Below are 21,569 nucleotides of genomic sequence, written 5' to 3'. Positions count from 1 at the left end.
GCTACGGCAGCGGCGTGTTGCGGTCGAGCCGGGACGTGTCGACGTTCTCCCGCGCGCCGCGCGCGGCACCCAGGAGAAACCCGGCGCCCCAGGCGAGGTGCATCGTCGGCAGGACGACGAGAGTCCACAGCCGCTCGCGGGCGCCCGGCCCTGCGCCGGGGGTGAGCGCGTAGGCGACCAGCAGCGCGACGTAGGCGATCAGCGGCAGGTAGACGACGGATGCCGCCAGCCCCGCGACGCCGGAGAGCACACCGAACGCCTGCAGGGCGCCGACGACGACCGCGAGCACCGCGACGACGGCCAGGGCCGGCGGGGCGAAGAAGCGCAGCGAGTTGCGCCGGCCGTAGCGCCGCACGAGCTCGCCGCGCCAGGTTCCCGTGGACCGGAACTGGCGGGCCAGGCGCGACCACCGCTCGCGCGGCCAGTAGGTCACCGACAGACCGGGGTCGAACCAGACGCGGTACCCGGCGCGCCGGATGCGCAGATTCAGCTCCCAGTCCTCGCCGCGCCGGATCGACTCGTCGAACATCCCGACCTCGTCGAGCACTCCGCGGCGCATGACACCCAGATACGCGGATTCGGCCGGCCCCTCCGTGGCGCCGGAGTGATACGCCCCGCCCCCGAGGCCGACGGGCGAGTTGTAGGCGCGCGCGACGGCGCGCTGGAAGGGAGTGCGACCGTCGGCGCGCATCACTCCGCCGACGTTCGCCGCGCGGACGCGGGCGAGGGTCGCGAGCCCCCGTGTCGTGTAGCCCGGCTCGAGCTCGGAATGCGCATCGACCCGCACGATCGTGGGATGGATCGCCGCACGGATGGCGAGGTTGAGGCCGATCGGGATGTCGGCGGCGGGGTTCGCGATCAGGCGGATGCGGGGGTCTGCCGCGGCGAGCCGCCGTGCGATCTCGTCGGTGCGGTCGGAGGAGGGTCCGAGCGCCAGGATCACCTCGACCGGCCCGTCGACCTCCTGCCCGAGGACGCTGCGCACGGCGTGCTCGAGGTACCCCTCCTCGTTGAGCACCGGCATGACGAAGCTGACACCCGAGCCGGCCGGAGGGACGGGGGCGTCCCGGTGGCGGGCCTGGTCGTCATGCACCCGTCGATCATGTCACGCGCGCCGTCGCGGCGGTGGCCGCGCGCATCGCTTTAGGCTGGAGTCGTGGGAATCGTTTCGGACGTGCGCAAGGCACGGGCGCTGCTGCGCAAGGCGCTGCACAACCGCATCGCGGTGCGCGACGTCCGCGCGCGGCTCGCGCGCCAGGCTCCGCATCCGCGCCAGCACTTCCGGGTCGCGGTGTACTTCGCCGACGGCGAGGTCAACATGTACCAGGTGCGGCAGTGGTACAAGCCGCTGCAGCGGATCGCGTCGCGGTGGCCGGTCGTCGTGCTCGCCCGCACCGCGACGGGTGCCCGCAGCATCCTCGACGACGGCGCCCTCCCCGTCGCGTTCGTGCCGACGGTGCGCGACCTCGAGCGCTACGTGGCGACGCAGGACCTGCGGGTCGTGCTGTACGCGAACCAGAACACGCGCAACTTCCAGATGTTCCGATACGGGCGTCGCTGGCACGTGTTCATCAACCACGGCGAGTCCGACAAGATGTACATGACGACCAACCAGTTCAAGGCGTACGACTACGCCCTGATCGCCGGCGACGCCGCCCGCGAGCGCCTGGGCCGGGTGCTGTGGGACTACGACCTCGACGCGCGGACGATCCCGATCGGCCGGCCGCAGGCCGACCACTACTCGGGAGAGCTGCCGTACCCGCCCGACGACCGCACGGTCGTGCTGTACGCCCCGACGTGGGAGGGCGACCGGCCGTCGGCGCACTACGGGTCGATCCGCACCCACGGCGAGGCGCTGGCGGCGGCCGTGCTCGCCTCGGCCGACCATCGGCTGATCTATCGCCCCCATCCCCGGTCGGGTGTCGTGGATGCCGAGTACGGTGCCGCCAACGCCCGGATCATCGCCGCGATCGCGGCCGCCAACGCCGCCGATCCCTCCGCGCGGCATGTCTACGACGAGGGGCCCGACCTCGGCTGGCAGCTTGCCGCGGCCGACGTCGCCGTCGTGGACATCTCCGCGATGGTTTACGACCGGCTGGCGGCCGACAAGCCCCTCATGGTGACGCGTCCCGTCGATGAGGCGGCCGTGGTCGACACCCACGGGTACCTCTCCGACGCGGAGTGGCTGGATGCCGCCTCCGCGGGCCGCATCGTCGACGAGGTCGCCCGGGTTCTCGCCGATCCGGATGCCGTCACGCGACTGGAGGGCTGGGTCCGGCACTACTTCGGCGACACCGCCCCGGGCGCCGCTTCGGCGCGATTCGAGGCGGCGATCGGCGAACTGATGAACCGATGGCAGCAGTGGCACACGCGATCCCTCGCCGACGAGGAGGGCGAGGACGAGGCCGAACTCGACGACGAGTGAATCGGCGGGGTCAGCGCGTGACGAGCCGTTCGATCGCCCGGAGCGGAATCGCCACCCAGTCCGGGCGGTGGCGCGTCTCGTAGATCGCCTCGTAGACGGCCTTGTCGAGCTCCAGCGCGTCCCGCAGCGGATCGTCCGCGTCGTCGATGCCGGCGGCATCCGCGTAGCCGCGCAGGAATGCGGCGCGGGCGGAATGCGCCCACGCGTCTGCGGCGGCGGCATCCGCCGGGCGGTCTCGCGCGAGCGACCCCGCGACGTAGTCGAACGATCGCAGCATGCCGGCGATGTCCCGCAGGGCCAGGTCGGGCGCCCGACGTTCCGCGATCGGCCGCATCGGCTCGCCCTCGAAGTCGAGGATGATCCAGCCGCGCCCCGGGGTCTGCAGCACCTGACCGAGGTGGTAGTCGCCGTGAACGCGCTGCAACGCCGGCCACGGGCGCGACGCCGCGGCGACGTAGCGGCGCTCGATGGCCTCGCGATGGCGGGCCAGGCTCGGCACCTCGGCGACGGCGGTCGCGAGTCGTCGTCGCCAGGCGCCGGTGATGGCGGCGTGTGCGGCGCCGTCGGCGGCGAGGGTGGGGAACAGGCGAGCGAGGTCGCGGTGCACGTCGGCGGTCGCGCGGCCGAGGGCTTCGGCGGGTTCGGCGAAGTCCGCCTGGCCGGCGGCGGCGCGCAGGGCGACGCGCCAGGCGTCTTCGACGCCGGGGAGGAACTCCTGGGCGAAGGCGAGCGAACCGGCGATGGTCGTCGCCGCATCGCCCGGATCCGACCACTCGCCGTCGAGCCGTCCGATGACGGCCGGGACGTGGCGGGACCCGGCGCCTGCCAGGGCCGTCTGCAACTCGATGTCGGGGTTCAGTCCGGGGTTCACCTGGCGGAACACCTTGCAGATGACGGGCGCGGCGCCTGGAGGGCGGAAGATGATCGAGGTGTTCGACTGCTCGCCGGCGAGGACTTCGGCGGCCGCGCCGGGCGATGCCGCGGGCGGAGTGTCGGGTGGTGCCGCGGGCGGGGCGCCGCTCGGGGCGTCGGCGAGGGAGCGCCAGAGCGCGTCCGTGTAGGCGGGATCGTGCGGGCCGTCGACGAGAACGTCGACGGCATCCATCGCCCCGATCACCCCGGATGCCGTCGCCGTCGTGGCTGAGCGAGGGCGCCGCACGACGGGGACCTGGTAGACGATGGCGGGCGTGCGGGCGTCGTCGGCGATGACGAGCAGGCGCACCCGCGCGTTCGGGTCGGAGGCGGGCAGCATCCGATCGGCGAGGATCCGCGGCCGCGGCGCGCTCTCTCCCGAGGTGAACCAGCGCTGGCGCGGCATCCACTGCGTCAGGAGTGCGAGGGTGCTGTCCATTGGTCGACGTGGTGCGGTTTCGGGTGGTGCGGTCAGGCGGCGAGCGCGGCCACCGCGGCGATGAGCGAGGCGAGTGCCAGCGCGAGCGCGGCACCGATGAGGACGGCGTGCACGATCAGGAATCGAGTGGGCTTTCCGTCCGCGTCGCGGGCCCGCGGGTCTTTCGCGATCCGGCGGGAGAACTGCGGCCAGACGAGGGCGTTGAAGGCCGCGTTCACGAGCAGCAGAGCGATGAGCACGGGTGTCACGCGTCGAGCCTAGCGCCCGCCGATCACGCCGATGCGTCGTCGTCGGTCTGCGGGGCGGCACCGTCCGCGACCTCGTCGAGGTGCAGCTCGATCGGCACCGATACGGCGACGCCGGCGGCCCCGAGCACGCCGAGGTCGTCCACCGGCGGCGGGAGCACCTCCGACGGCGAACGCGGTTCCCACGGCTCCGACGGCAGCCCGGCCCACTCGGTCGGCTCTTCGGGGCGGCTCTGGAAGATTCCCATACGTCCATTCTCGCGCTCACACGACGACCGAGCGCACAAGCGAAGCCACCCCAAGGCCCGTCGTGCGCTCGACGATGCCGAGAACCTTTGCGGACGTCTGGGAACGGGAACCGCGGCTGCCCCGTTGCGCGTGCCAAAAGCAGGGTGAAACCGCCTGAGACCGCTCTGAAGAGCCGCTTTCGGTCGATCGGCCCTGCTTTTCGCACGCCTTCGCGAGGATCAGCGATGCCAAGGAGTTTCGCGGCTTCAGTCGTCGTGAACTCTTGCTTCGAGGTGGCGACGATCGCGCCTGTGGTCTGTTCTGCGTCGAGAAGGGCAAGCACCTTCTCTGCGCTCTGTCGAGGCAGGCGAACAGTCACCTCGATCTCGGATCGATTGCTCGCAAGGCTGGAACGAGCGCACCTCGGGCATCGACCACCTCGTCACCGCGCGCTCAGACGACGAACCGCCAGCAGTACTCCTCATCCGTGAGCCAGCGGTACCACGCGATAGTCACGACCACCGCGTCGGTGTCGGTGTCGCAGAGGCAGAGCGACACCTGCTCGCCGGGAAGCAACTGTCCCAGTGCTCCGACGCCCCGTCGGAGCGGAACACGCGCACGAAATTGGCCGGCTCGCCGCTCCCGTTGCGCGCCGACGGATGGACCTCGTCGGATCGATCGGCCTCCCACGGGATGCGGCACGGGCGGGAGCGACGGGCTTCGAGGCGCGAAGCATGACGGTGACGGTAGACGCAGCCTCCGACGCGCGTAGCCCGAGAATCACCCCGCGGCGGCACAACTGTGGAAACTCCGCCGCGACGCCGACCTGTGCAGGAAGAGCGCCGCGTTGGTTCGGTCGCGGCGAAACGTGGGTGTCGGCGTCTGTGACCCGCGGATTGCCGCGACGGAACCGGGGGTGGTTCACGCCGCGTTGGTTCGGTCGCGGCGAAGCGTGGGTGTCGGCGTGTGTGACCCGCGGATTGCCGCGACGGAACCGGGGGTGGTTCACGCCGCGTTGGTTCGGTCGCGGCGAAGCGTGGGTGTCGGCGTGTGTGACCCGCAGGATGCCGCGACCGAACCGGGCCCGGCGGCGAGCCGGCGCCACTGGTCACTCCGCGACGGGGGCACCGGGCGGGGCGGTGGGCGGCTGCGCGATCGGGGAGTCGACGTCACGTGGCCGCCGCCGCGGGGTCGCCTGCGCGATCGCGGTGCCGACGGCATCCGTCGCCTTGCGGCCTCCGGTCGTCAGCATCGATCCGGCACGTCGGATACGACCGGCCGCCGCGGTCTCCAGGCGGGTCGCTCCGGGCTTGGGCTCGAGCTCGGCCGGGTAGATCGCCGGCGCCACTCCGAACGCCCGCCGTGAGCCGACGACGACGCGGCGGCCGAGCAGATGGTTTCCGGTGCCGCCGACGGCGGCGCCGATGCCGAACGGGAGCGCCTTGCCGATGACCGACGCGCTGCCCTTCGCGGCGAACTGGTGGATGAAGCTCGTCTTGAGGCGGTCGACGAGCGGCCCGACCGCAGCCCGGGGGAGCGACTTCGTGATGAGCTCGCCCCAGTACGCCGAGCGCGTGCCACCCTTGCCGACCGCCTGGCGACCCAGCTGCGCGACGAGGTCGACGCCCTCTTGGCCGAGCATCAGGGTGAGCACGAGCGCACGGGCGCGATCGGGGTTGTCGACCCGGATGCCGTGCAGCTCCGCGAGCGACTGCGCGAACAGCGCCGTCGCGTCGAGGAATCCGACCGTCTCGACGCCCGAGAGGGCGAGGGTGACGCCGGTGCCGATGCCCGGCACGACCGCCGTCGCGCCGACGGCCGCACCGCCGGTCGTGACGGCGGCGAGATAGCGCCGCTCGAGCATCCGGACGATCTCGGAGGTGGTGGCATCGGGATGCCGCAGCCGGATGCTGCGCAGATGCGCCACGACCACCGGCCGCTGCACGGCCAGCACGCGATCGAGCATGCGGATGGTGCGCGGGTGCTCAGCGGAGCCCTCCGGCGGTAGGCCGCCGTCCCAGGGCGCGTCGTCGGGGAGCGAGTGGATGCGGTGGACCTTGGCCATGACGGCTCGATCCTATGCTCACGCCCTGGAGGAGCGCTGGGCGCCGGGCCGGGTTCAGACGAACTGGTTGGCGCGCTCGAGGTCTTCGGCGAAGTCGACCTCGACGGCGTACAGGTCGGAGATATCGAGCGGCTCGAGCAGGACGCCGTTCTCGGCGATCGCGAGCTCCAGGCCGCGTTCGAAGTAGTCCTGGTCGTCGACGCGACCCAGCTGTGCGATGAACGCGCGCTTGTCGCGGCTGGAGATGTAATTGATGCCCACAGCCTCGCCGATGCCGCCGCGCACCGTCTTCGACAGCTCTTTGATGAAGCCCTCGGCGGTGACGGTGTACTTGACCTCTTCGTCGCTGACCTTCGAGGTGTTGACGGCGACGAACGACTGGTCGCGCGCGATGAACTCGATCGCGCGGCCGAGCACGCGGGGGTCGAACACGACGTCGCCGTTCATCCACAGCACGCCGGCGCGGCCGGTCGCCTTCAGGGCGCGCAGCAGGCTCTTCGAGGTGTTCGTCTGGTCGTAGCGCTCGTTGTGCACGTAGTCGACGTCGGGGAAGGCCTCGATGATGGTCTCGGCGCGGTAGCCCACGACGGTGGTGATCCGCGCGTCGCCGCCGAAGGCGGCACGGATGTTGTCGTGCTGCTGGCGCATGATGGTGCGGCCGTCGTTCAGCTCGGTGAGGGGCTTGGGGAGAGCGCGTCCGAGACGCGAGCCCATGCCGGCTGCAAGGATGACGGTCTGAAGGGTCAAAAGATGCTCCTGGAGGAAGGTGTTCACTGTCAGTTCGACGTGCGGACACTCCTTCGTGCCGCAGCAATGGTAGCGAAGCTACCTGTGAGGGCGCAGGAAGACCCGTCGCCGTTGTCGATTCGTGACAATTGGGCTCACCGGATTGTCAGGGTAAAACCGGGGTGAAGCCGGGGTGAACCCGGTCGCGCTGCCCGTCAGGCTTGCTAGGTTGGTCGGGTGACTGCGACCGCCCCGACGCCCGAAGACGGTGCCGTCGTGCGCGAGCTTCCGCCCTTGCCGCCCGTCGCGGCGGCGGAGGCGGCCGCCGGGTTCGCCGCTCAGACCACGGATGCCGCGATCGAGCCCGCCCCGCCCGCGAAGCCCCCCGCCAAGCCGAAGCAGCCGAGGCCGCGCCGTGCCCCGCGCAAGAAGCCGGTGGCCGCGCCGCCGCCGCCGGCGCTGTCTGCCGCCGAGGCGGCCGCGCTGTTCGAGGCGGCCGCGCACACCGAGGTCGCGACGGATGCCGAGGTCGTTGCGGAGCCGGACGCGGTCGCCGAGCCGGTGGTCATTGCGGAGCCCGAGGTCGCGGAGCCCGAGCCCGTCGCGGAGCCGGAACCCGTCGCGGAGCCAGAACCAGAACCTGAGCCAGAACCGGAGCCGGAGCCGGAGCCGGAGCCGGAGCCAGAACCTGCGCCGGTCGGGGAACCGGAACCGGAAGCCATCGTGCACACGGAACCGGAACCGGTCGTGGAACGGGAACCCGAGCCTGTCGCGGAGCCGGAGCCTGTCGCGGAGCCGGAGCCCGTCGCCGCGGTCGAGGAGGCGGCATCCCGGGATTACGACGTCCTCGTCGCCGTGGACGCGGACGGCTCGGTGCCGGCGGTGCGTCTGCGCGCAGTGACGAAGGCGTTCGGTCAGACCCGCGCGGTCGACACGATCGACCTCACGATTCCGGCGGGAACCTTCTACGGGATCGTCGGGCCCAACGGCGCGGGCAAGACCACGACCCTGTCGATGATCGCCGGGCTGCTGCGCGCCGACGCCGGCTCGATCCAGGTCGCCGGCGTCGACCTGGCGACCGACTCGACACGGGCCAAGCGCCAGATGGGCGTCCTGCCCGACCGGCTGCGCACGTTCGATCGCCTCACCGGCAGGCAGCTGCTGCACTACTACGGGGTGCTGCGCGGCCTGCGGTCGTCGGTCGTCGAGACGCGTACCGCCGATCTGGCGCGTGCGTTCGACCTCCAGGGCGCCCTCGGACGCCCCGTCTCGGACTACTCGGCCGGCATGACGAAGAAGATCATGCTCGCCGGCGCCATGATCCACTCGCCGCGCGTTCTCGTGCTCGACGAGCCGTTCGAGTCCGTCGACCCCGTCTCGTCGGCCGTGATCCTCGACATCCTCTCCGCCTACGTCGCCCACGGCGGCACCGTCGTCCTCTCCAGCCACGGCATGGATCTCGTCGAGCGGGTCTGCAGCGGTGTTGCCGTCATCGTGGCGGGGCAGGTGCTCGCCGCCGGCACGGTCGACGAGGTGCGCGGCGAGCTGACGTTGGAGCAGCGCTTCGTCGAGCTGGTCGGCGGCATCAGCGACGTGGAGGGCCTGGAGTGGTTGCACACATTCTCCGGCTGAGGCTCGACCTGCTGCTGGGGGCGCTGCGCGGCGATCGGCGCCGTGTCGTGCGGACCGTTCTCGGGTTCGTCGTGCTGGTCGCGGCCGTCGCGATCGTGTGCGTCGGGGTGCTCCGGCTGCGCGGCGCGGCGCTCGACGTCGCCTTCACGGTGACGACGGTGGCATGCGCGGCGTTGACGCTCGGATTCTTCGTCACGGCGATCGTGGGCGGAGTGGCCGATCAGCTCGACCCGCGTCGCTTCGCGGTGTTCGGCGCGTCGACCCGGGCGACGGCCTGGTCGGTGCTGCTGGCCAGCGTCGTCAGCGTTCCGGTGCTGGGGCTGCTCGCCGTCGGCGTCTGCCTCGTCGTGCTCTGGAGGGCGCACGGCGTGTCGCTCGGTGTCACGCTGCTGTCGGTGGTGCTGGGGGTGCTGACCTGCCTCCTCCTCGCGAAGGTCGCGCTGGCGCTCGGCAGTCTCGCCCTGCGCGACCGGCGCTCGCGCGAGCTGACCGGCGTCTTCCTCGTCGCGGTGGTCGTCGTCGTGGTTCCCGTCGCGATCTTCTTCGTCTCGCTGGAGTGGGGCGGCGCGGTGCCGTCGGCGCTGGCTCAGGCCGTCGAGGTGCTCGCGGTGACGCCGTTCGGCGCGGCCTGGGCGCTGCCGGGCGCCGCGCTGCGCGGAACGATGATCGGCCCGCTCGTGGTCGCGGTGCTGACCGTCGGAGGACTGACGGTGCTCTGGCGCTGGCTGGTCGAACGTCTCCTGACCACGACCGAGCGCCCGGGCACGGCCCGCGAACGTCGTGGTCTCGGCTGGTTCGACATCACGGGCGGGACGCCGGCCGGCGGCATCGCCGCGCGCAGCCTGGTGTACTGGCTGCGCGATCCGCGCTATCTCGTGAACGTCGCGATCATCCCGGTGGCCGCCGTCATCGTCGTGGTACCCCTCCTCTTCGTCGGAGTGCACGTCGGCACGGCTGCCCTGATCCCCGCGCCGCTGATGGCGCTGTTCCTCGGCTGGATCGCGCACAACGACCTCGCTTACGACTCGAACGCGCTGTGGATGCACCTCGCGAGCGCCGTGCGCGGCACCGCCGATCGCGCGGGACGTCTCGTGCCCGTCGTCGCGATCGGCACGCTGCTGCTCGCGATCACGATCCCGGTGACCGTGTCGCTGCATGGCCGGTGGGCGATCATGCCCGCCATGATCGGTGCCTGCGCGGCGCTGTTCCTGTGCGGCCTCGGGCTGTCGTCGATCATGTCGGTGGCCGCGCCCTACCCGGTATCGCGACCGGGCGAGAGCCCCTTCCAGCAGCCGCAACGCACCGGGGGCGGCCTCGCGCAGGCGGTCGTGCTGATCGGCGCCGTCGCCCTGAGCGCGCCCGCACTGTGGTGGGCATGGCTGAGTCTTGCCGACGAGACGCAGTGGGCGTGGGCGGCGATGTGGGGCGGTCTCGGCATCGGCGTCGTCGTGCTGGCGGTCGGCGTCGTCATCGGCGGTGCGGTGTTCGACCGCAGCGGCGGCCGGCTCATGGAGTTCGCCGAATCGACCTGAGGCCGTACGTCCGGGGCTACACTCGGTGACCATGAGCAGCCCACTGGACGCGCCCGACCAGGGCGGGACGCTGACCCTTGACCGCGAGCTCGAAGAGCTGCTGCGCAACGAGAATCTCGAACCGGGCGATCACGAGCGGTTCTCGCACTACGTGAAGAAGAACCAGATCCTCGAGTCGGCGATCACCGGCAAGCCGGTCCGGGCGCTGTGCGGCAAGAAGTGGACGCCGGGGCGCGACCCGGAGAAGTTCCCGATCTGCCCGACGTGCAAGGAGATCTACGAAGGCCTGATGGGCTGACCCGGGCCGGTCGTCACGCGTCGACGAACACGGTCGGGATCGCCGGCTCCGAGCGGCTCAGCGCAAGCGCGCGCACCGGCAACTCCTCCCGCACGCGGGCGTGATGCTCCCGCGCGGCGGTGACGCCGACGGGGCCCTCGAAGGCGGCATCCGGTTCGCCGTGCTCGACGAGCGTGACCTGCAGCGCCCGCGCGTCGGGGTGGTCGGCGGCCGTCGCGACGTGCTCGAAGCCATCGGACACGGCGATCAGTTCGCTCGTCGCGGTGCCGTGGTCGAGCGTGCGGAACGCCGCCTTGCGTCCGCCCTTCGACCCCTTGTCGGTCGAGGCCTTGGCGACGGCGATCCACGCACCGGCGGCATCCTGCCGCGCGACGAGCTTGTAGACCATGCCGGCGGTCGGGGCGCCCGAGCCGGTGACGACCGACGTCCCGACGCCGTAGGAGTCGACGGGGGATGCCGCGAGGGCCGCGATGGCGAACTCGTCGAGGTCGCTCGTCACCGTGATCTTCGTGCCCGTCGCGCCGAGTTCGTCGAGCTGCGCGCGGACCTCGGCGGCCATCGTGGGCAGATCGCCCGAGTCGATCCGCACCCCGCCGAGGCCGGTGCCGGCGACGCGGATCGCGGTGGCGACGCCCGTACGGATGTCGTAGGTGTCGACGAGGAGGGTCGTGCCGGTGCCCAGGGCCTCGATCTGGCTGCGGAAGGCATCTTCCTCGGTGTCGTGCAGCAGCGTCCACGCGTGCGCCGCCGTGCCCATCGTCGGGATGCCCCAGGTGCGCCCCGCCTCGAGGTTGCTCGTGGCGTCGAAGCCGGTGATGTACGCGGCGCGGGCGGCGGCGACGGCCGAGCGCTCGCTCGCGCGGCGCGAGCCCATCTCGGCGAGGGGCCGGTCTCCGGCGGCGATGCTCATCCGGGCGGCGGCGTTGGCCACGGCGGAGTCGTGGTTGAGGATCGACAGGGCGAGGGTCTCCAGGACGACGGCCTCGGCGAAGGTGCCCTCGACGGTGAGGATCGGCGAACCCGGGAAGTACAGCTCGCCCTCGCGGTATCCGCGGATCGTGCCGCCGAAGCGGTAGCCGGCGAGGAAGTCGATCGTCGCGGCGTCGACGATGCGGTGGTCGCGCAGGTGACGCAGCTCGTCGTCGCCGAAGCGGAACTCGCGTAGAGCCTGCAGCAGCCGGCCGGTGCCGGCCACGACGCCGAACCGGCGGGCGCCGGGCAGGCGCCGCCCGAACAGCTCGAACACGCACGGGCGGGCCGCGGTCCCGTCGCGCAGTGCCGCGTCGATCATCGTCAGCTCGTACCGGTCGGTCAGCAGGGCGGTGGACTCGTGCATGTCGCCACTCTATCCGCGGCGGGTAGGCTGGGGGATCGTGAATGACGCGCCCATCGGGATCTTCGACTCGGGTGTCGGCGGGCTCACGGTGGCGCGGGCCGTCTCGCAACTGCTGCCGCGCGAGTCGGTGCTCTACGTCGGCGACACGGCGCATTCGCCGTACGGCCCGAAGCCGATCGCGGACGTCCGCCGTTACAGCCTCGAGGTGCTCGACACGCTCGTCGACGAGGGCGTGAAGATGCTCGTGATCGCGTGCAACACGGCATCCGCGGCCATGCTCCGCGACGCGCGCGAACGCTACGACGTTCCCGTGGTGGAGGTGATCGGCCCGGCGGTGCGCACGGCGATCTCCACGACCCGCAACGGGCGCATCGGCGTCATCGGCACGGCCGGCACGATCGGGTCGGGTGTCTACCAGGACATGCTCGGGGTCAACGAGAGCCTCGCCGTGTTCGCGCAGGCGTGCCCGCGCTTCGTCGAGTTCGTCGAGGCCGGCGTGACCGGCTCGCCCGAGGTGCTGGCGGTCGCAGAGGACTACCTCGCGCCGCTGCGCCATGCCGGCGTCGACACGCTCGTGCTCGGCTGCACGCACTATCCGTTCCTCGAGGGCGCCATCAGCTACGTCATGGGTCCGGACGTGTCGCTCGTCAGCAGCGACACCGAGACGGCGAAGGACGTCTACCGCCAGCTCGTCTCGCGCGAGCTGCTGGCGGGGCCGGATGCCGCCCCCACCCGCGTCTACGAGGCCACCGGCGACTCCGCCGACGACTTCCTCCACCTCGCCGACCGGCTCATGGGCCGCGGCGTCGATGCCGTGCGACTCGTCCAGACGGGCGCGATCGACCTTCCGAAGGGACACTCATGACCACCACCGTCCGCGCCGACGGGCGCCGCGTCGACCAGCTGCGCCCCGTCACGATCGAGCGGGGCTGGAGCGCCCACGCCGAGGGCTCCGCGCTCATCTCGTTCGGGGGCACCAAGGTGCTGTGCACGGCCTCGTTCACCGGGGGCGTGCCGCGCTGGCTCGCCGGCAAGGGCAAAGGCTGGGTCACGGCGGAGTACGCCATGCTGCCGCGCGCGACGAACTCGCGCAACGACCGCGAGAGCGTGAAGGGCAAGATCGGCGGGCGCACGCACGAGATCTCGCGCCTGATCGGCCGCGCGCTGCGTGCCGTCGTCGACACGAAGGCGCTGGGCGAGAACACGATCGTCATCGACTGCGACGTGCTGCAGGCCGACGGCGGCACGCGCACCGCCGCGATCACGGGCGCCTACGTGGCACTGGCCGACGCGATCGAGTGGGGCCGGGCCAAGGGCCTCGTCGCGAAAAACGCCTCCGTGCTCATCGATTCGGTGGCGGCGGTGTCCGTCGGGATCATCGACGGCGAGCCCATGCTCGATCTGGCATATGTCGAGGACGTGCGCGCCGAGACCGACATGAACCTCGTCGTCACCGGCCGTGGACTGTTCGTCGAGGTGCAGGGCACCGCCGAGGGCGCCCCGTTCGACAAGCGCGAGCTGGATGCGCTGCTGGAGCTGGGTGTCGCGGGATGCGCCGACCTGAAGGCTGCGCAGGCGGAGGCGCTGGGACGGTGACGCGCCGCATCGTCCTGGCCACTCACAACCCCCACAAAGTGGCGGAGTTCGCCGCGATTGTCGCGGCGACCCGACCCGACCTGGAGGTCGTCGGCTACGACGGGCCGGAGCCGGTGGAAGACGGCGTGACCTTCGCCGCGAACGCCCTGATCAAGGCGCGCGCGGCCGCCGCGCACACCGGCCTGCCGGCACTCGCCGACGACTCCGGCATCTGCGTCGATGTGCTCGGCGGGTCGCCCGGGGTGTTCTCGGCGTACTGGGCGGGTCATCGCAAGGATGCCGGGGCCAACCTCGCACTGCTCCTCGACCAGCTGTCCGACATCGCAGACCCGCACCGCACCGCGCAGTTCGTCTCGACCATCGCGCTCGTGACCCCCGAGGGCGCCGAGCACGTCGTCGAGGGCATCTGGCCGGGCCGGCTCGCGACCTCGGCATCCGGCGCCGGCGGCTTCGGCTACGACCCGATCTTCCTCCCCGACGGGCAGGACCGCACCGCCGCCGAACTGTCGCCCGGGGAGAAGAACGCGGCATCCCACCGCGCCCGGGCGTTCGCGGCCCTCGTGCCGCTGCTGTCAGAGGTGTGACGACGAGCGACTGAGAATCGGTTTCATTCCCGACTGCGGCACGTGCCGCGGTAGCGACGGCTGGCGGGCATAGCCTCGAAGCGTGCACGATCATGCGCCGGCCGGCGGTATCCGCGACGCGAGCAATCGGAGGTTGCTCGCGATCTCGCTGTGCCTCACCGCGACCGTCATGGTCGTGCAGATCGTCGGTGCCGCTCTCAGCGGGTCGCTCGCGCTGCTGGCCGACGCGGCACACATGTTCGCCGACGCCTCCGCGCTCGTGATCGCGCTCATCGCCGCGACGGTCGCCGCGCGCCCGGCGGACGATCGCAACACCTATGGGTACCAGCGCGCCGAGGTGTTCGGGGCGCTGATCAACGCGGTGATCCTCCTGGCGCTCTCGGTGTGGATCGTGGTCGAGGCGGTGCAGCGCCTGCTGCAGCCCGCCGGGGTCGAGGTGGCCGGCACGCTGATGCTCGTCGTCGCCGCCGTCGGCCTGCTCGCGAACGGCATCGCGATGTACCTGCTCAGCGCCGCGCAGAAGCGCAGCATCAACGTGCGCGGCGCCTACCTCGAGGTGCTCGGCGATTTCATCGGGTCGGCCGTCGTCATCGTCGCGGCCCTCGTCATCCAGGCGACCGGATGGATGCCGGCCGACCCGCTCGCCTCCCTCGTCATCGCGGCGATGATCGTGCCGCGCGCCATTGGCCTGCTGCGCGAGGTGTTCTCGGTACTGGGGGAGCGGGCGCCGCGGGGCACCGAGGTGGGCGCGATTCGCGACCACATCCGCCGCGAGGCGGGGGTCGTCGAGGTGCACGACGTGCACGTGTGGCAGCTGACGCGCGGCGCGCCGGTGTTCACGGCGCACGTCGTCGTCGAGGCCGACGTGCTCGCCGGCGGCTCGGTGGCGCTGCTGCGCCGGCTGCAGCGCTGCCTGTCGGAGCACTTCGACGTCGAGCACTCGACGTTCCAGTTCGAACCCGCTGGCCACCGCGACCACGACGCCCACGAGTGAGACGGCGTCAGATGAACCGCAGCGCAATATCGCTGACGTAGTTGGCGACGAAGGCCGCGATCACGGTGAGCCCCAAACCCACGACCGGAATCATCCACAGCCAGAGTCTTGAGCGCGCGACTCCGAGAAGGGCGGCGGAGAGTACGGCCAGCCCCAGCGCCGTCCAGAAAAAGGCGACAAGCGCTTGCTGTAGCAATTTGGTGTCGCAGTCCAGACCGCAATGCGGGATGCTGAGGGCTCGCATCCAGATATAGATGACTGCGCAGATCGCGATGCAGGACTGAACGACCCACAGCGTCCATGCCGTGTCTTCGCGCTTCCTCAATGCGATGGCGTCAGACATCAGGTGGGCCGTTGTAGCGGTGCATGAGCACTCATCCTGACACAGGTCAGTCGCGCTGGCCACGCCCGCGTGCGGGTGGGCATGACCTTCAGCCACTCCGCCGATCGCGCGCCGCGCCGAGGTCGTCGACGACCGGCGGCACCGCGATCGTCGTCTTCAATGCCACCGTCGGCGCGGATTCGGGCCGTCTGGGCGCATTCTGCCTGAGTTATGAACCCTCAGGCGGTCGGCTCCGTCGTGCCGGCGGCCTCCGCCGCCAGCTCCCTGCGGACCTTACGGCGTTCGGCGAAGTAGTGCCACACCGTGATGAGCGCCGTGCCGCTGACGGCGGCGAGCAGGATGTAGTCGATGTACTCCTGCACGAACCACGCGACCGGCGGGATGAAGCCGATGGCGTAGCCGAACATCGTCAGTCCGAAGCCCCACAGCACGGCACCGACCAGGTTGTAGAGCGAATATCTCCGCCACGGCATATGTCCCACGCCGGCCGCGACGGGGGCGAACGTGCGGACCATCGGCACGAACCGGGCGAGCACGACGGTCAGCCCGCCGTACCGTTCGAAGAACGCGTTGGTGCGCTCGACGTTCTTGCGGCTGAACAGGCCCGATTCCTTGCGCTCGAAGACCGCCGGCCCCCCCTTGTGCCCGATGAGGTAGCCCACCTCGCCGCCGACAAAGGCGGAGACGGCGATGAGAAGGGCCACCCACCACACGCTGATCCCGAACACGCCGTGCGGCGCCGTCGCCGTCGATTGCGACAGCAGACCCGAGATGACAAGCAGGGTGTCGCCCGGCAGCAGGAATCCGACGAGCAGGCCCGTCTCGGCGAAGACGATGAAGCAGACCACCAGCAGCGCCCACGGTCCGGCGGTGCCGATCACGTATTCGGGGTCGAGCCAGGGGATGAGAGCCAGAGAATGCACGGGGTTCCCGTCGGTCTTTGTATGGTCGGCGGATGAGCAAGCAACCCTAGTCGGCGTCGCTGTGCGGAAGGTGGGACTTGAACCCACACGCCCGAAGGCACAGGAACCTAAATCCTGCGTGTCTGCCGATTTCACCACTCCCGCGAGAAAGCTCAGTCTATCCGGCGGCCGTTGCCGACCCGGGCTGTGGATAAGTTGCACGGCGGTTTCGCAAAGTTGCCAGGATGCCGGATGTGACACCCTCTTCCACGTACGCGCCACCGGCATCCGACGCCGCCGGGTCACCCGCCGTGCTCGTCGCGCAGCGCGTGCGCGATCGGCTGCGCGAGGAGCAGGCCGACCCGTTGCGTCATCCCGGACTGGCCGAGCAGGTCGCGCTCGCCGAGGTGCGCCGCCACAACGACTACGCGCTCGCCCGAGGGCTCGAGTTCGTCGACGACGAGGCGGCGTGCGTGCGCGACGTGCTCGCCCGGGTCACCGGCTACGGCCCGCTGCAGGTGCTGCTGGACGATCCGCGGGTCGAGGAGATCTGGATCAACGATCCCGAGACGATCTTCGTCGCCCGCGACGGGGTCAGCGAGCGCGTCGCGCTGCGGCTGACCGACGAACTCGTGCGCGACCTCGTGGAGCGGATGCTGCATGCCACCGGTCGCCGGGTCGACCTCAGCCAGCCGTTCGTCGACGCGTCGCTGCCGGACGGCTCGCGCCTGCACGTCGTGATCCCGGACATCACCCGCGCGCACTACGCCGTCAACATCCGCAAGTTCCTCACGGCGCGGCGCTCGCTCGACGATCTCGTCGCAGCGGGCTCGCTTCCGGCGACCGCGGCACGCCTGCTGCGCGGCGCGATGACCGGCGGCCGCAACGTGCTCGTGTCGGGGGCGACGCACGCCGGCAAGACGACGATGCTCGCCGCGCTCATCGGCGCGTGCCTGCCCGAGCAGCGCATCGTCACGGTCGAGGAGACGTTCGAGCTCGCCGTCCGTGCGCCCGACATCGTCGCGCTGCAGGGGCGGCAGCCGAGCCTCGAAGGCACCGGCGCGGTGGAACTGCGACGGCTCGTGAAAGAGGCGCTGCGCATGCGCCCCGACCGGCTGGTGGTGGGGGAGGTGCGCGACGCCGAGGCGCTCGATCTGCTCCTGGCGCTGCACACCGGGGTTCCGGGGGCGGCGACGATCCACGCGAACTCGGCCGCCGACGCGCTGCATCGACTCGCGACCCTGCCGTTGCTGGCCGGGCGCAACATCGATGCCGCTTTCGTCGTGCCGGCGATCGCCTCGGGCGTGCACCTCGTCGTGCACTGCCGCCGCGGCGCCGACGGACGGCGGTTCGTCGAGCAGATCCTCGCGACGACGGGTCGGGTCGTCGCAGGCGTCGTCGAGACGCGGGAACTGTACCGGGGCGATGACGCATGAGCGTCGTGTGGGGTGCGGTGCTGGCGGCGGGCGTCCTGCTCGTCGCCTCGCCGTGGCTGTGGCCACAGGCCGGCACCAGCCGGCGCGAGGCCACGGTCCGTGCCGACGGCGGGTTGGGGCGTCTGCTGCGCGAGGCGGGGTACGCCCACGCACCGGTCGGCCGGCCCGTGCTCATCGCCGGGGTCGTGGCGGCGATGAGCGGTGCGCTCGCGTGGCTGGTCACGACGCTGCCGGCCGTCGCGCTCGTCGCTGCCGTCGCCGGCGCCGTGGCGCCGTTCTCGTGGCTGCGGTCGCGGGCTCGGCGCCTGCGGAGATCGCGACGCGGACTGTGGTCCGACGTCTGCGACCTGCTCATCTCGGCGGCGCGCGCGGGCGTGTCCCTCCCCGACGCGGTCTCGGCGCTCGCGACCAGCGGGCCGCCGCCGCTGCGCCCCGCCTTCGGCAGGTTCGCGGCGGACATGGCGGCATCCGGCCAGTTCGATTCCAGTGCCCTCCGGCTGAAGGCGGCGCTCGCCGACCCCGTCGCCGACCGCATCATCGAGACGCTGCGGATGGCACGGCAGGTGGGCGGCACCGAGCTGACCTCGGTGCTGCGCGCGCTGTCGGCATCCGTGCGCGCCGACGCGACGCTGCGCGCGGAGGTCGAGTCGCGCCAGTCGTGGGTGCGCGGCGCCGCGGTGGTCGGCGTCGTCGCGCCGTGGATCGTGCTGGGCCTGCTGGCGATGCGCCCCGAGGGCGCCGCCGCGTACGGCACGCCGGCTGGAGTGGTGGTCGTGATCGTCGGTGCCGTCATCTCGGTGCTCGCGTACCGGCTGACGATGCTGCTGGGCCGGCTTCCCGAACCGAGGCGGTGGTTCGGGTGAGCCCCGTCACGCTCGCCGCCTTCGCCGCCGTGCTCGGCGGCGCGTTCGCGTCGGGAGTGCTCCTGACCGCCGCGCGGATCCCGCGCTGGTCGGCGCCGACGCTCTCTCGCCGCATCGCGCCGTATCTGCGTGACGTCGCCGATCCGCTCGGGCTCACCCCGCTCGCGCCGCTGGCATCGCCGTCCGGGTGGTCGCTGCGCGGGGTGCGACGCCTCGTGCCTGGCGGCTGGCTCGCGTGGGCCGCAGGCCCCCGCGGCGGGGCTCTCGAACAGCGGCTGCGGCAGGCGGCGTGGACGCAGGATGCCGTCGGCTTCCGCGCCCGGCAGCTGGCCTGGGCGCTGATCGCGGTCGCCGTCGGCGGCGGGCTCGCCGTGGCGCTCACCCTCGCCGGGCGCGGCGGCCCGGTGACCGTCGCGCTACCGCCGCTGCTGGCGGTGGTCGCCATCGTCGCGTACGACTACCGGCTGTCGGCCGCGGCGCGGCGGCGCTCCACGCGCGTGGAGGAGGAGTTGCCGACGGTGCTCGAATTCCTCGCCCTGTGCCTGGCGGCGGGCGAGGGGCTCCGTGACGCGCTGCGCCGCGTCGGCGAGGTCGGGTCGGGGGTGCTGACGGCGGAGCTGCGCGGCGCCGTGCTCGCCAGCGGCACCGGGTCGAATCTGCCCGACGCGCTGCTCGCGGTGGCGAAGGGGCTCGACGTGCCGGCGCTCTCGCGCGCAATCGAGCACCTCGTGGCGGCCATGGACCGCGGTGCCCCGCTCGCGCACGTCCTGCAGCAGCAGGCCGTCGACGCCCGCGAAGACGCCAAACGCACCCTCATCGAGGCGGCCGGCCGCAAGGAGATCTACATGCTGCTGCCACATAATATGGGGTTCCCACCCTGCGACGGTCGAGCTACGGCGTCGCCCGCGTGGCGATTGGCCCGCCCAGACGGCCCACCCCTAACCTAGGAGACGTGTCGCCAGTCCGCATCCAGCACCCCACCTTCTCCGTTCGTGAGCACCGCCTTGGCGCGCAGTACGCCGACCTTGCTAAGTCGAACGGGCTGATCCTTGGGGACTCGCTTGCGGTGCTGTCCAACATGCCGGAGGGGGTGGCGCAGACGGTCGTGACGTCGCCGCCGTACTGGTCGCTACGTGACTACGGGATTGAGGGCCAGGTAGGCCTCAACGAGACGGTCTATGCCTACATCGATTCCCTGGCTGACCTGTTCGATCAGGTGTTCCGGGTCTTGCGCGACGATGGCACGTTGTGGCTGAACATCGGTGATTCCTACACGTCGGGGAACCGGGGCTGGCGTGCGCCGGACAAGAAGAACCGTGCGCGAGCGATGAGCCTGCGACCGCCGACGCCCGAAGGGCTGAAGGACAAAGACCTGATCGGCGTGCCTTGGCGGATCGCCTTCGCCCTGCAGGAGCGGGGCTGGTACTTGCGCTCGGAGGTGATCTGGCACAAGCCCAATGCGCAGCCGGAGAGCGTGCGCGACCGGCCTACTCGGGCGCATGAACAGGTGTTCCTCTTCTCCAAGTCGGAGCGCTACCACTACGACGTGGACGCCGTGAAGGGGCCGAACGGTCGGCGGCTCCGCAGCGTGTGGGACATCAAGACAAGGGCCAACAGGGCAGCCTCGGGCCACTTCGCAACGTTCCCCACTGAGCTAGTTGACAGGTGCATCAAGATCACCAGCACGCCGGGCGACCTTGTGCTCGACCCGTTCCTCGGCTCGGGAACGACGGCGCTATCCGCTGGGGCGCTCAACCGGCGATTCTGTGGCGTGGAGCTGAACCCCGACTACCTCAACATGAGCCGCGAGCGCCTGATTGATGCTGGCTTCAAGGAGTCCACGCCTGAGCAGAGAGGTCAAGTTCGTGCCGCGCTATGACTTCCCTCCGCCTGGCAAGCAGGTCTACGTCGCCGCGTTCCTGGCTCGGGTACGGCAGACAGGTCTGCACGACGCCGTGCGCGCTGCCGCAAGGCAGGTAGATGCAGCGGTGCTCCGCTCAGAGATGACGACGTACACACCGGCGACCGGCCTACAGGCGATCCAGGGCAGCGGGGTTCGTGACGAGGAAGTGTTCGCGGTGCCGTCGCTGTTGCGGCTGGCTCCGGGCACGCTGGCCTACTATCGGCTGCTGCTCGGTGTCAGCCAGAAGCAGTTCTACACGACCAAGAGCGGCCTCAACATCTTCAAGCCGATGGAAGAGCGCCAGGAAATCACCCCAGCGGCAGACCCCGCGATTGGTGACCTCTGCACCGAGATGAACGATGCGATGAGCGTGCTCATGCACGCGCTGCCGCAGGCGTCGCTCCGCCAGGATGTTGACCAGTTGCCGCTCCTGACGCTCGGTGCGCAAGCCGATGGGTCTTGGCGCGGCCAGATCGGCGCGACTGCCACCAAGGGCGTCTTCGAGGCGATGAAAGCTGTCGTCAAGGGACAGGGCAAGCCGTACACCGAGACGGACGTGTCCATCACGGTCGTGAACAACTCCGGGCGCGAGGTCACGCTGGCGCTTGCCCCCGATCCAGACGTGGTCATCCGCGAGGACGTGCAAGGGTCGCTCGTCTACAAAGCTGCCATCGAGATCAAGGGCGGCTCCGACTACGCGAACATTCACAACCGCGTGGGCGAAGCGGAGAAGTCGCACCAGAAGGCCCGCAACGACGGCGCACAGGACTGCTGGACCGTCATCGACCTGAACCGCGCGGATATGTCCATCGTGAAGCGCGAGTCACCCACGACGCGCGAATGGCTGGACGTGAACGACGTGCTCAACCAGAGCGGGCCAGGCTGGGCGCGGCTGACGACACTGACCATCTCCGCGATGGGCATCTAGGCCGACCGGGTAGCCCCACACCTGGCGCAACGCCACACGGGCACGTCATCCACGGTGGCAGGCTCCATGCGATGTAGGCACTCGGGACAGTTCGGCGTGCTCAGTACCTCGTCACGAAGCTGCCGTAGCTCTCGCTGCCGTGCCAGGTCGTCCATCAATCCAGCGTAGGGCAGCCGCCCAGA

General features: G+C 71.0%; 24 protein-coding genes and 1 tRNA gene. 13 read left to right on the top strand and 12 right to left on the bottom strand.

The genetic code is table 11. The annotated features are described in order from the left end of the window. Position 1: 1 nt before the first annotated feature. Positions 2-1,024: a glycosyltransferase family 2 protein gene (locus QM720_RS14180; protein WP_415127954.1), complete on the bottom strand. Its 1,023-nt coding sequence runs from the start codon at positions 1,022-1,024 to the stop codon at positions 2-4. Positions 1,025-1,156: 132 nt separating this feature from the next. Here QM720_RS14180 and QM720_RS14175 point away from each other — a divergent pair, with 132 nt between their 5' ends. After that, positions 1,157-2,425, top strand: coding sequence for a CDP-glycerol glycerophosphotransferase family protein (locus tag QM720_RS14175; protein ID WP_415127597.1), 1,269 nt, complete (start codon positions 1,157-1,159; stop codon positions 2,423-2,425). A 10-nt stretch (positions 2,426-2,435) separates the two neighbouring features. Here the strand turns inward: QM720_RS14175 and QM720_RS14170 are convergent, their stop codons facing one another. From QM720_RS14170 to QM720_RS14145, 6 genes are all read right to left on the bottom strand, one after another. Beyond that, positions 2,436-3,776: a maltokinase N-terminal cap-like domain-containing protein gene (locus tag QM720_RS14170; RefSeq protein WP_415127595.1), complete on the bottom strand. Its 1,341-nt coding sequence runs from the start codon at positions 3,774-3,776 to the stop codon at positions 2,436-2,438. 32 nt (positions 3,777-3,808) lie between these two features. Next, positions 3,809-4,024 (bottom strand): SCO4848 family membrane protein, encoded by a 216-nt coding sequence (locus QM720_RS14165; RefSeq protein WP_415127593.1) that lies wholly within the window; start codon positions 4,022-4,024, stop codon positions 3,809-3,811. Between the two features lie 23 nt (positions 4,025-4,047). Continuing rightward, complete coding sequence (locus QM720_RS14160; protein ID WP_415127591.1) at positions 4,048-4,269, bottom strand: hypothetical protein; 222 nt, start codon at positions 4,267-4,269, stop codon at positions 4,048-4,050. 433 nt (positions 4,270-4,702) lie between these two features. Further along, positions 4,703-4,825: a hypothetical protein gene (locus QM720_RS14155; RefSeq protein ID WP_415127589.1), complete on the bottom strand. Its 123-nt coding sequence runs from the start codon at positions 4,823-4,825 to the stop codon at positions 4,703-4,705. Between the two features lie 532 nt (positions 4,826-5,357). Beyond that, positions 5,358-6,314 (bottom strand): hypothetical protein, encoded by a 957-nt coding sequence (locus QM720_RS14150; protein ID WP_415127587.1) that lies wholly within the window; start codon positions 6,312-6,314, stop codon positions 5,358-5,360. Positions 6,315-6,368: 54 nt separating this feature from the next. After that, entirely contained in the window at positions 6,369-7,061 is a 693-nt protein-coding gene (locus tag QM720_RS14145; protein WP_415127585.1) for an NTP transferase domain-containing protein, read from the bottom strand. A 216-nt stretch (positions 7,062-7,277) separates the two neighbouring features. Here QM720_RS14145 and QM720_RS14140 point away from each other — a divergent pair, with 216 nt between their 5' ends. Genes QM720_RS14140 through QM720_RS14130 form a run of 3 tightly spaced genes read left to right on the top strand, consistent with a single transcriptional unit; the run spans position 7,278 to position 10,502 of the window. Then, the gene (locus QM720_RS14140) at positions 7,278-8,672 is read left to right on the top strand and encodes an ABC transporter ATP-binding protein (protein ID WP_415127583.1); all 1,395 of its coding nucleotides are present in this window, start codon (positions 7,278-7,280) and stop codon (positions 8,670-8,672) included. Continuing rightward, the gene (locus QM720_RS14135) at positions 8,648-10,204 is read left to right on the top strand and encodes a hypothetical protein (RefSeq protein WP_415127581.1); all 1,557 of its coding nucleotides are present in this window, start codon (positions 8,648-8,650) and stop codon (positions 10,202-10,204) included. The genes QM720_RS14140 and QM720_RS14135 overlap by 25 nt, the downstream gene beginning before the upstream one ends. Before the next feature lie 31 nt (positions 10,205-10,235). Beyond that, positions 10,236-10,502 (top strand): DUF3039 domain-containing protein, encoded by a 267-nt coding sequence (locus tag QM720_RS14130; protein ID WP_415127579.1) that lies wholly within the window; start codon positions 10,236-10,238, stop codon positions 10,500-10,502. Positions 10,503-10,515: 13 nt separating this feature from the next. Here the strand turns inward: QM720_RS14130 and QM720_RS14125 are convergent, their stop codons facing one another. After that, a complete protein-coding gene (locus tag QM720_RS14125; protein ID WP_415127577.1) occupies positions 10,516-11,838 on the bottom strand; it encodes a nicotinate phosphoribosyltransferase in 1,323 nt (440 codons plus the stop codon). A 37-nt stretch (positions 11,839-11,875) separates the two neighbouring features. On the opposite strand from QM720_RS14125, the gene murI reads away from it, so the two are divergent. The 4 genes from murI (at position 11,876) to QM720_RS14105 (ending at position 15,012) form a co-directional block, all read left to right on the top strand. Then, a complete protein-coding gene (murI, locus tag QM720_RS14120; protein ID WP_415127575.1) occupies positions 11,876-12,703 on the top strand; it encodes a glutamate racemase in 828 nt (275 codons plus the stop codon). After that, entirely contained in the window at positions 12,700-13,434 is a 735-nt protein-coding gene (rph, locus tag QM720_RS14115) for a ribonuclease PH (RefSeq protein ID WP_415127573.1), read from the top strand. Before murI ends, rph begins: the two co-directional genes overlap by 4 nt. After that, a complete protein-coding gene (rdgB, locus tag QM720_RS14110) occupies positions 13,389-14,018 on the top strand; it encodes an RdgB/HAM1 family non-canonical purine NTP pyrophosphatase (RefSeq protein WP_415127571.1) in 630 nt (209 codons plus the stop codon). Before rph ends, rdgB begins: the two co-directional genes overlap by 46 nt. A gap of 82 nt (positions 14,019-14,100) precedes the next feature. Continuing rightward, a complete protein-coding gene (locus QM720_RS14105; RefSeq protein WP_415127569.1) occupies positions 14,101-15,012 on the top strand; it encodes a cation diffusion facilitator family transporter in 912 nt (303 codons plus the stop codon). A gap of 7 nt (positions 15,013-15,019) precedes the next feature. On the opposite strand, the gene QM720_RS14100 is transcribed toward QM720_RS14105, so the two are convergent. The 3 genes from QM720_RS14100 to QM720_RS14090 all read right to left on the bottom strand — a co-directional run bounded on the left by QM720_RS14100 (position 15,020) and on the right by QM720_RS14090 (position 16,422). Next, positions 15,020-15,355 carry a hypothetical protein gene (locus QM720_RS14100; protein WP_415127567.1) on the bottom strand — a complete coding sequence of 112 codons (336 nt, stop codon included), beginning with the start codon at positions 15,353-15,355 and terminating at the stop codon, positions 15,020-15,022. A gap of 218 nt (positions 15,356-15,573) precedes the next feature. Next, the gene (locus tag QM720_RS14095) at positions 15,574-16,278 is read right to left on the bottom strand and encodes a DedA family protein (protein WP_415127565.1); all 705 of its coding nucleotides are present in this window, start codon (positions 16,276-16,278) and stop codon (positions 15,574-15,576) included. A gap of 62 nt (positions 16,279-16,340) precedes the next feature. Next, positions 16,341-16,422, bottom strand: a tRNA-Leu gene (locus tag QM720_RS14090). An 89-nt stretch (positions 16,423-16,511) separates the two neighbouring features. Between QM720_RS14090 and QM720_RS14085 the strand changes: the two genes are divergently transcribed. From QM720_RS14085 to QM720_RS14065, 5 genes are read left to right on the top strand one after another with little or no spacing between them, the layout of a single operon-like run. After that, positions 16,512-17,693, top strand: a complete 1,182-nt coding sequence (locus tag QM720_RS14085; protein WP_415127563.1) for a CpaF family protein — start codon at positions 16,512-16,514, stop codon at positions 17,691-17,693. Beyond that, on the top strand, positions 17,690-18,556 hold the full coding sequence (locus tag QM720_RS14080; protein ID WP_415127561.1) for a type II secretion system F family protein: 867 nt from the start codon (positions 17,690-17,692) through the stop codon (positions 18,554-18,556). Before QM720_RS14085 ends, QM720_RS14080 begins: the two co-directional genes overlap by 4 nt. Then, positions 18,553-19,503 (top strand): type II secretion system F family protein, encoded by a 951-nt coding sequence (locus tag QM720_RS14075; RefSeq protein ID WP_415127559.1) that lies wholly within the window; start codon positions 18,553-18,555, stop codon positions 19,501-19,503. Before QM720_RS14080 ends, QM720_RS14075 begins: the two co-directional genes overlap by 4 nt. Before the next feature lie 5 nt (positions 19,504-19,508). Next, a complete protein-coding gene (locus QM720_RS14070; RefSeq protein ID WP_415127557.1) occupies positions 19,509-20,435 on the top strand; it encodes a DNA-methyltransferase in 927 nt (308 codons plus the stop codon). Beyond that, entirely contained in the window at positions 20,422-21,387 is a 966-nt protein-coding gene (locus QM720_RS14065; RefSeq protein WP_415127555.1) for an XcyI family restriction endonuclease, read from the top strand. Before QM720_RS14070 ends, QM720_RS14065 begins: the two co-directional genes overlap by 14 nt. Here the strand turns inward: QM720_RS14065 and QM720_RS14060 are convergent. Further along, entirely contained in the window at positions 21,384-21,542 is a 159-nt protein-coding gene (locus QM720_RS14060) for a zf-TFIIB domain-containing protein (RefSeq protein WP_415127553.1), read from the bottom strand. The genes QM720_RS14065 and QM720_RS14060 overlap by 4 nt on opposite strands. Positions 21,543-21,569: the final 27 nt, after the last annotated feature.

Source organism: Microbacterium sp., from assembly GCF_047602155.1.
Classification (GTDB): Bacteria; Actinomycetota; Actinomycetes; order Actinomycetales; family Microbacteriaceae; genus Microbacterium.
Note: the sequence above shows the minus strand (reverse complement) of the source record. Positions and strands in the feature narration are given on the sequence as shown.

Coding starts and splice junctions, on each gene's coding strand:
- QM720_RS14160 (WP_415127591.1), bottom strand. CDS start 4,269: ATGGGAATCTTCCAGAGCCGCCCCGAAGAGCCGACCGAGTGGGCCGGG.
- rdgB (WP_415127571.1), top strand. CDS start 13,389: ATGCGCCGACCTGAAGGCTGCGCAGGCGGAGGCGCTGGGACGGTGACG.
- QM720_RS14130 (WP_415127579.1), top strand. CDS start 10,236: ATGAGCAGCCCACTGGACGCGCCCGACCAGGGCGGGACGCTGACCCTT.
- QM720_RS14180 (WP_415127954.1), bottom strand. CDS start 1,024: ATGCCGGTGCTCAACGAGGAGGGGTACCTCGAGCACGCCGTGCGCAGC.
- QM720_RS14170 (WP_415127595.1), bottom strand. CDS start 3,776: ATGGACAGCACCCTCGCACTCCTGACGCAGTGGATGCCGCGCCAGCGC.
- QM720_RS14100 (WP_415127567.1), bottom strand. CDS start 15,355: ATGTCTGACGCCATCGCATTGAGGAAGCGCGAAGACACGGCATGGACG.
- QM720_RS14060 (WP_415127553.1), bottom strand. CDS start 21,542: ATGGACGACCTGGCACGGCAGCGAGAGCTACGGCAGCTTCGTGACGAG.
- rph (WP_415127573.1), top strand. CDS start 12,700: ATGACCACCACCGTCCGCGCCGACGGGCGCCGCGTCGACCAGCTGCGC.
- QM720_RS14080 (WP_415127561.1), top strand. CDS start 17,690: ATGAGCGTCGTGTGGGGTGCGGTGCTGGCGGCGGGCGTCCTGCTCGTC.
- QM720_RS14150 (WP_415127587.1), bottom strand. CDS start 6,314: ATGGCCAAGGTCCACCGCATCCACTCGCTCCCCGACGACGCGCCCTGG.
- QM720_RS14125 (WP_415127577.1), bottom strand. CDS start 11,838: ATGCACGAGTCCACCGCCCTGCTGACCGACCGGTACGAGCTGACGATG.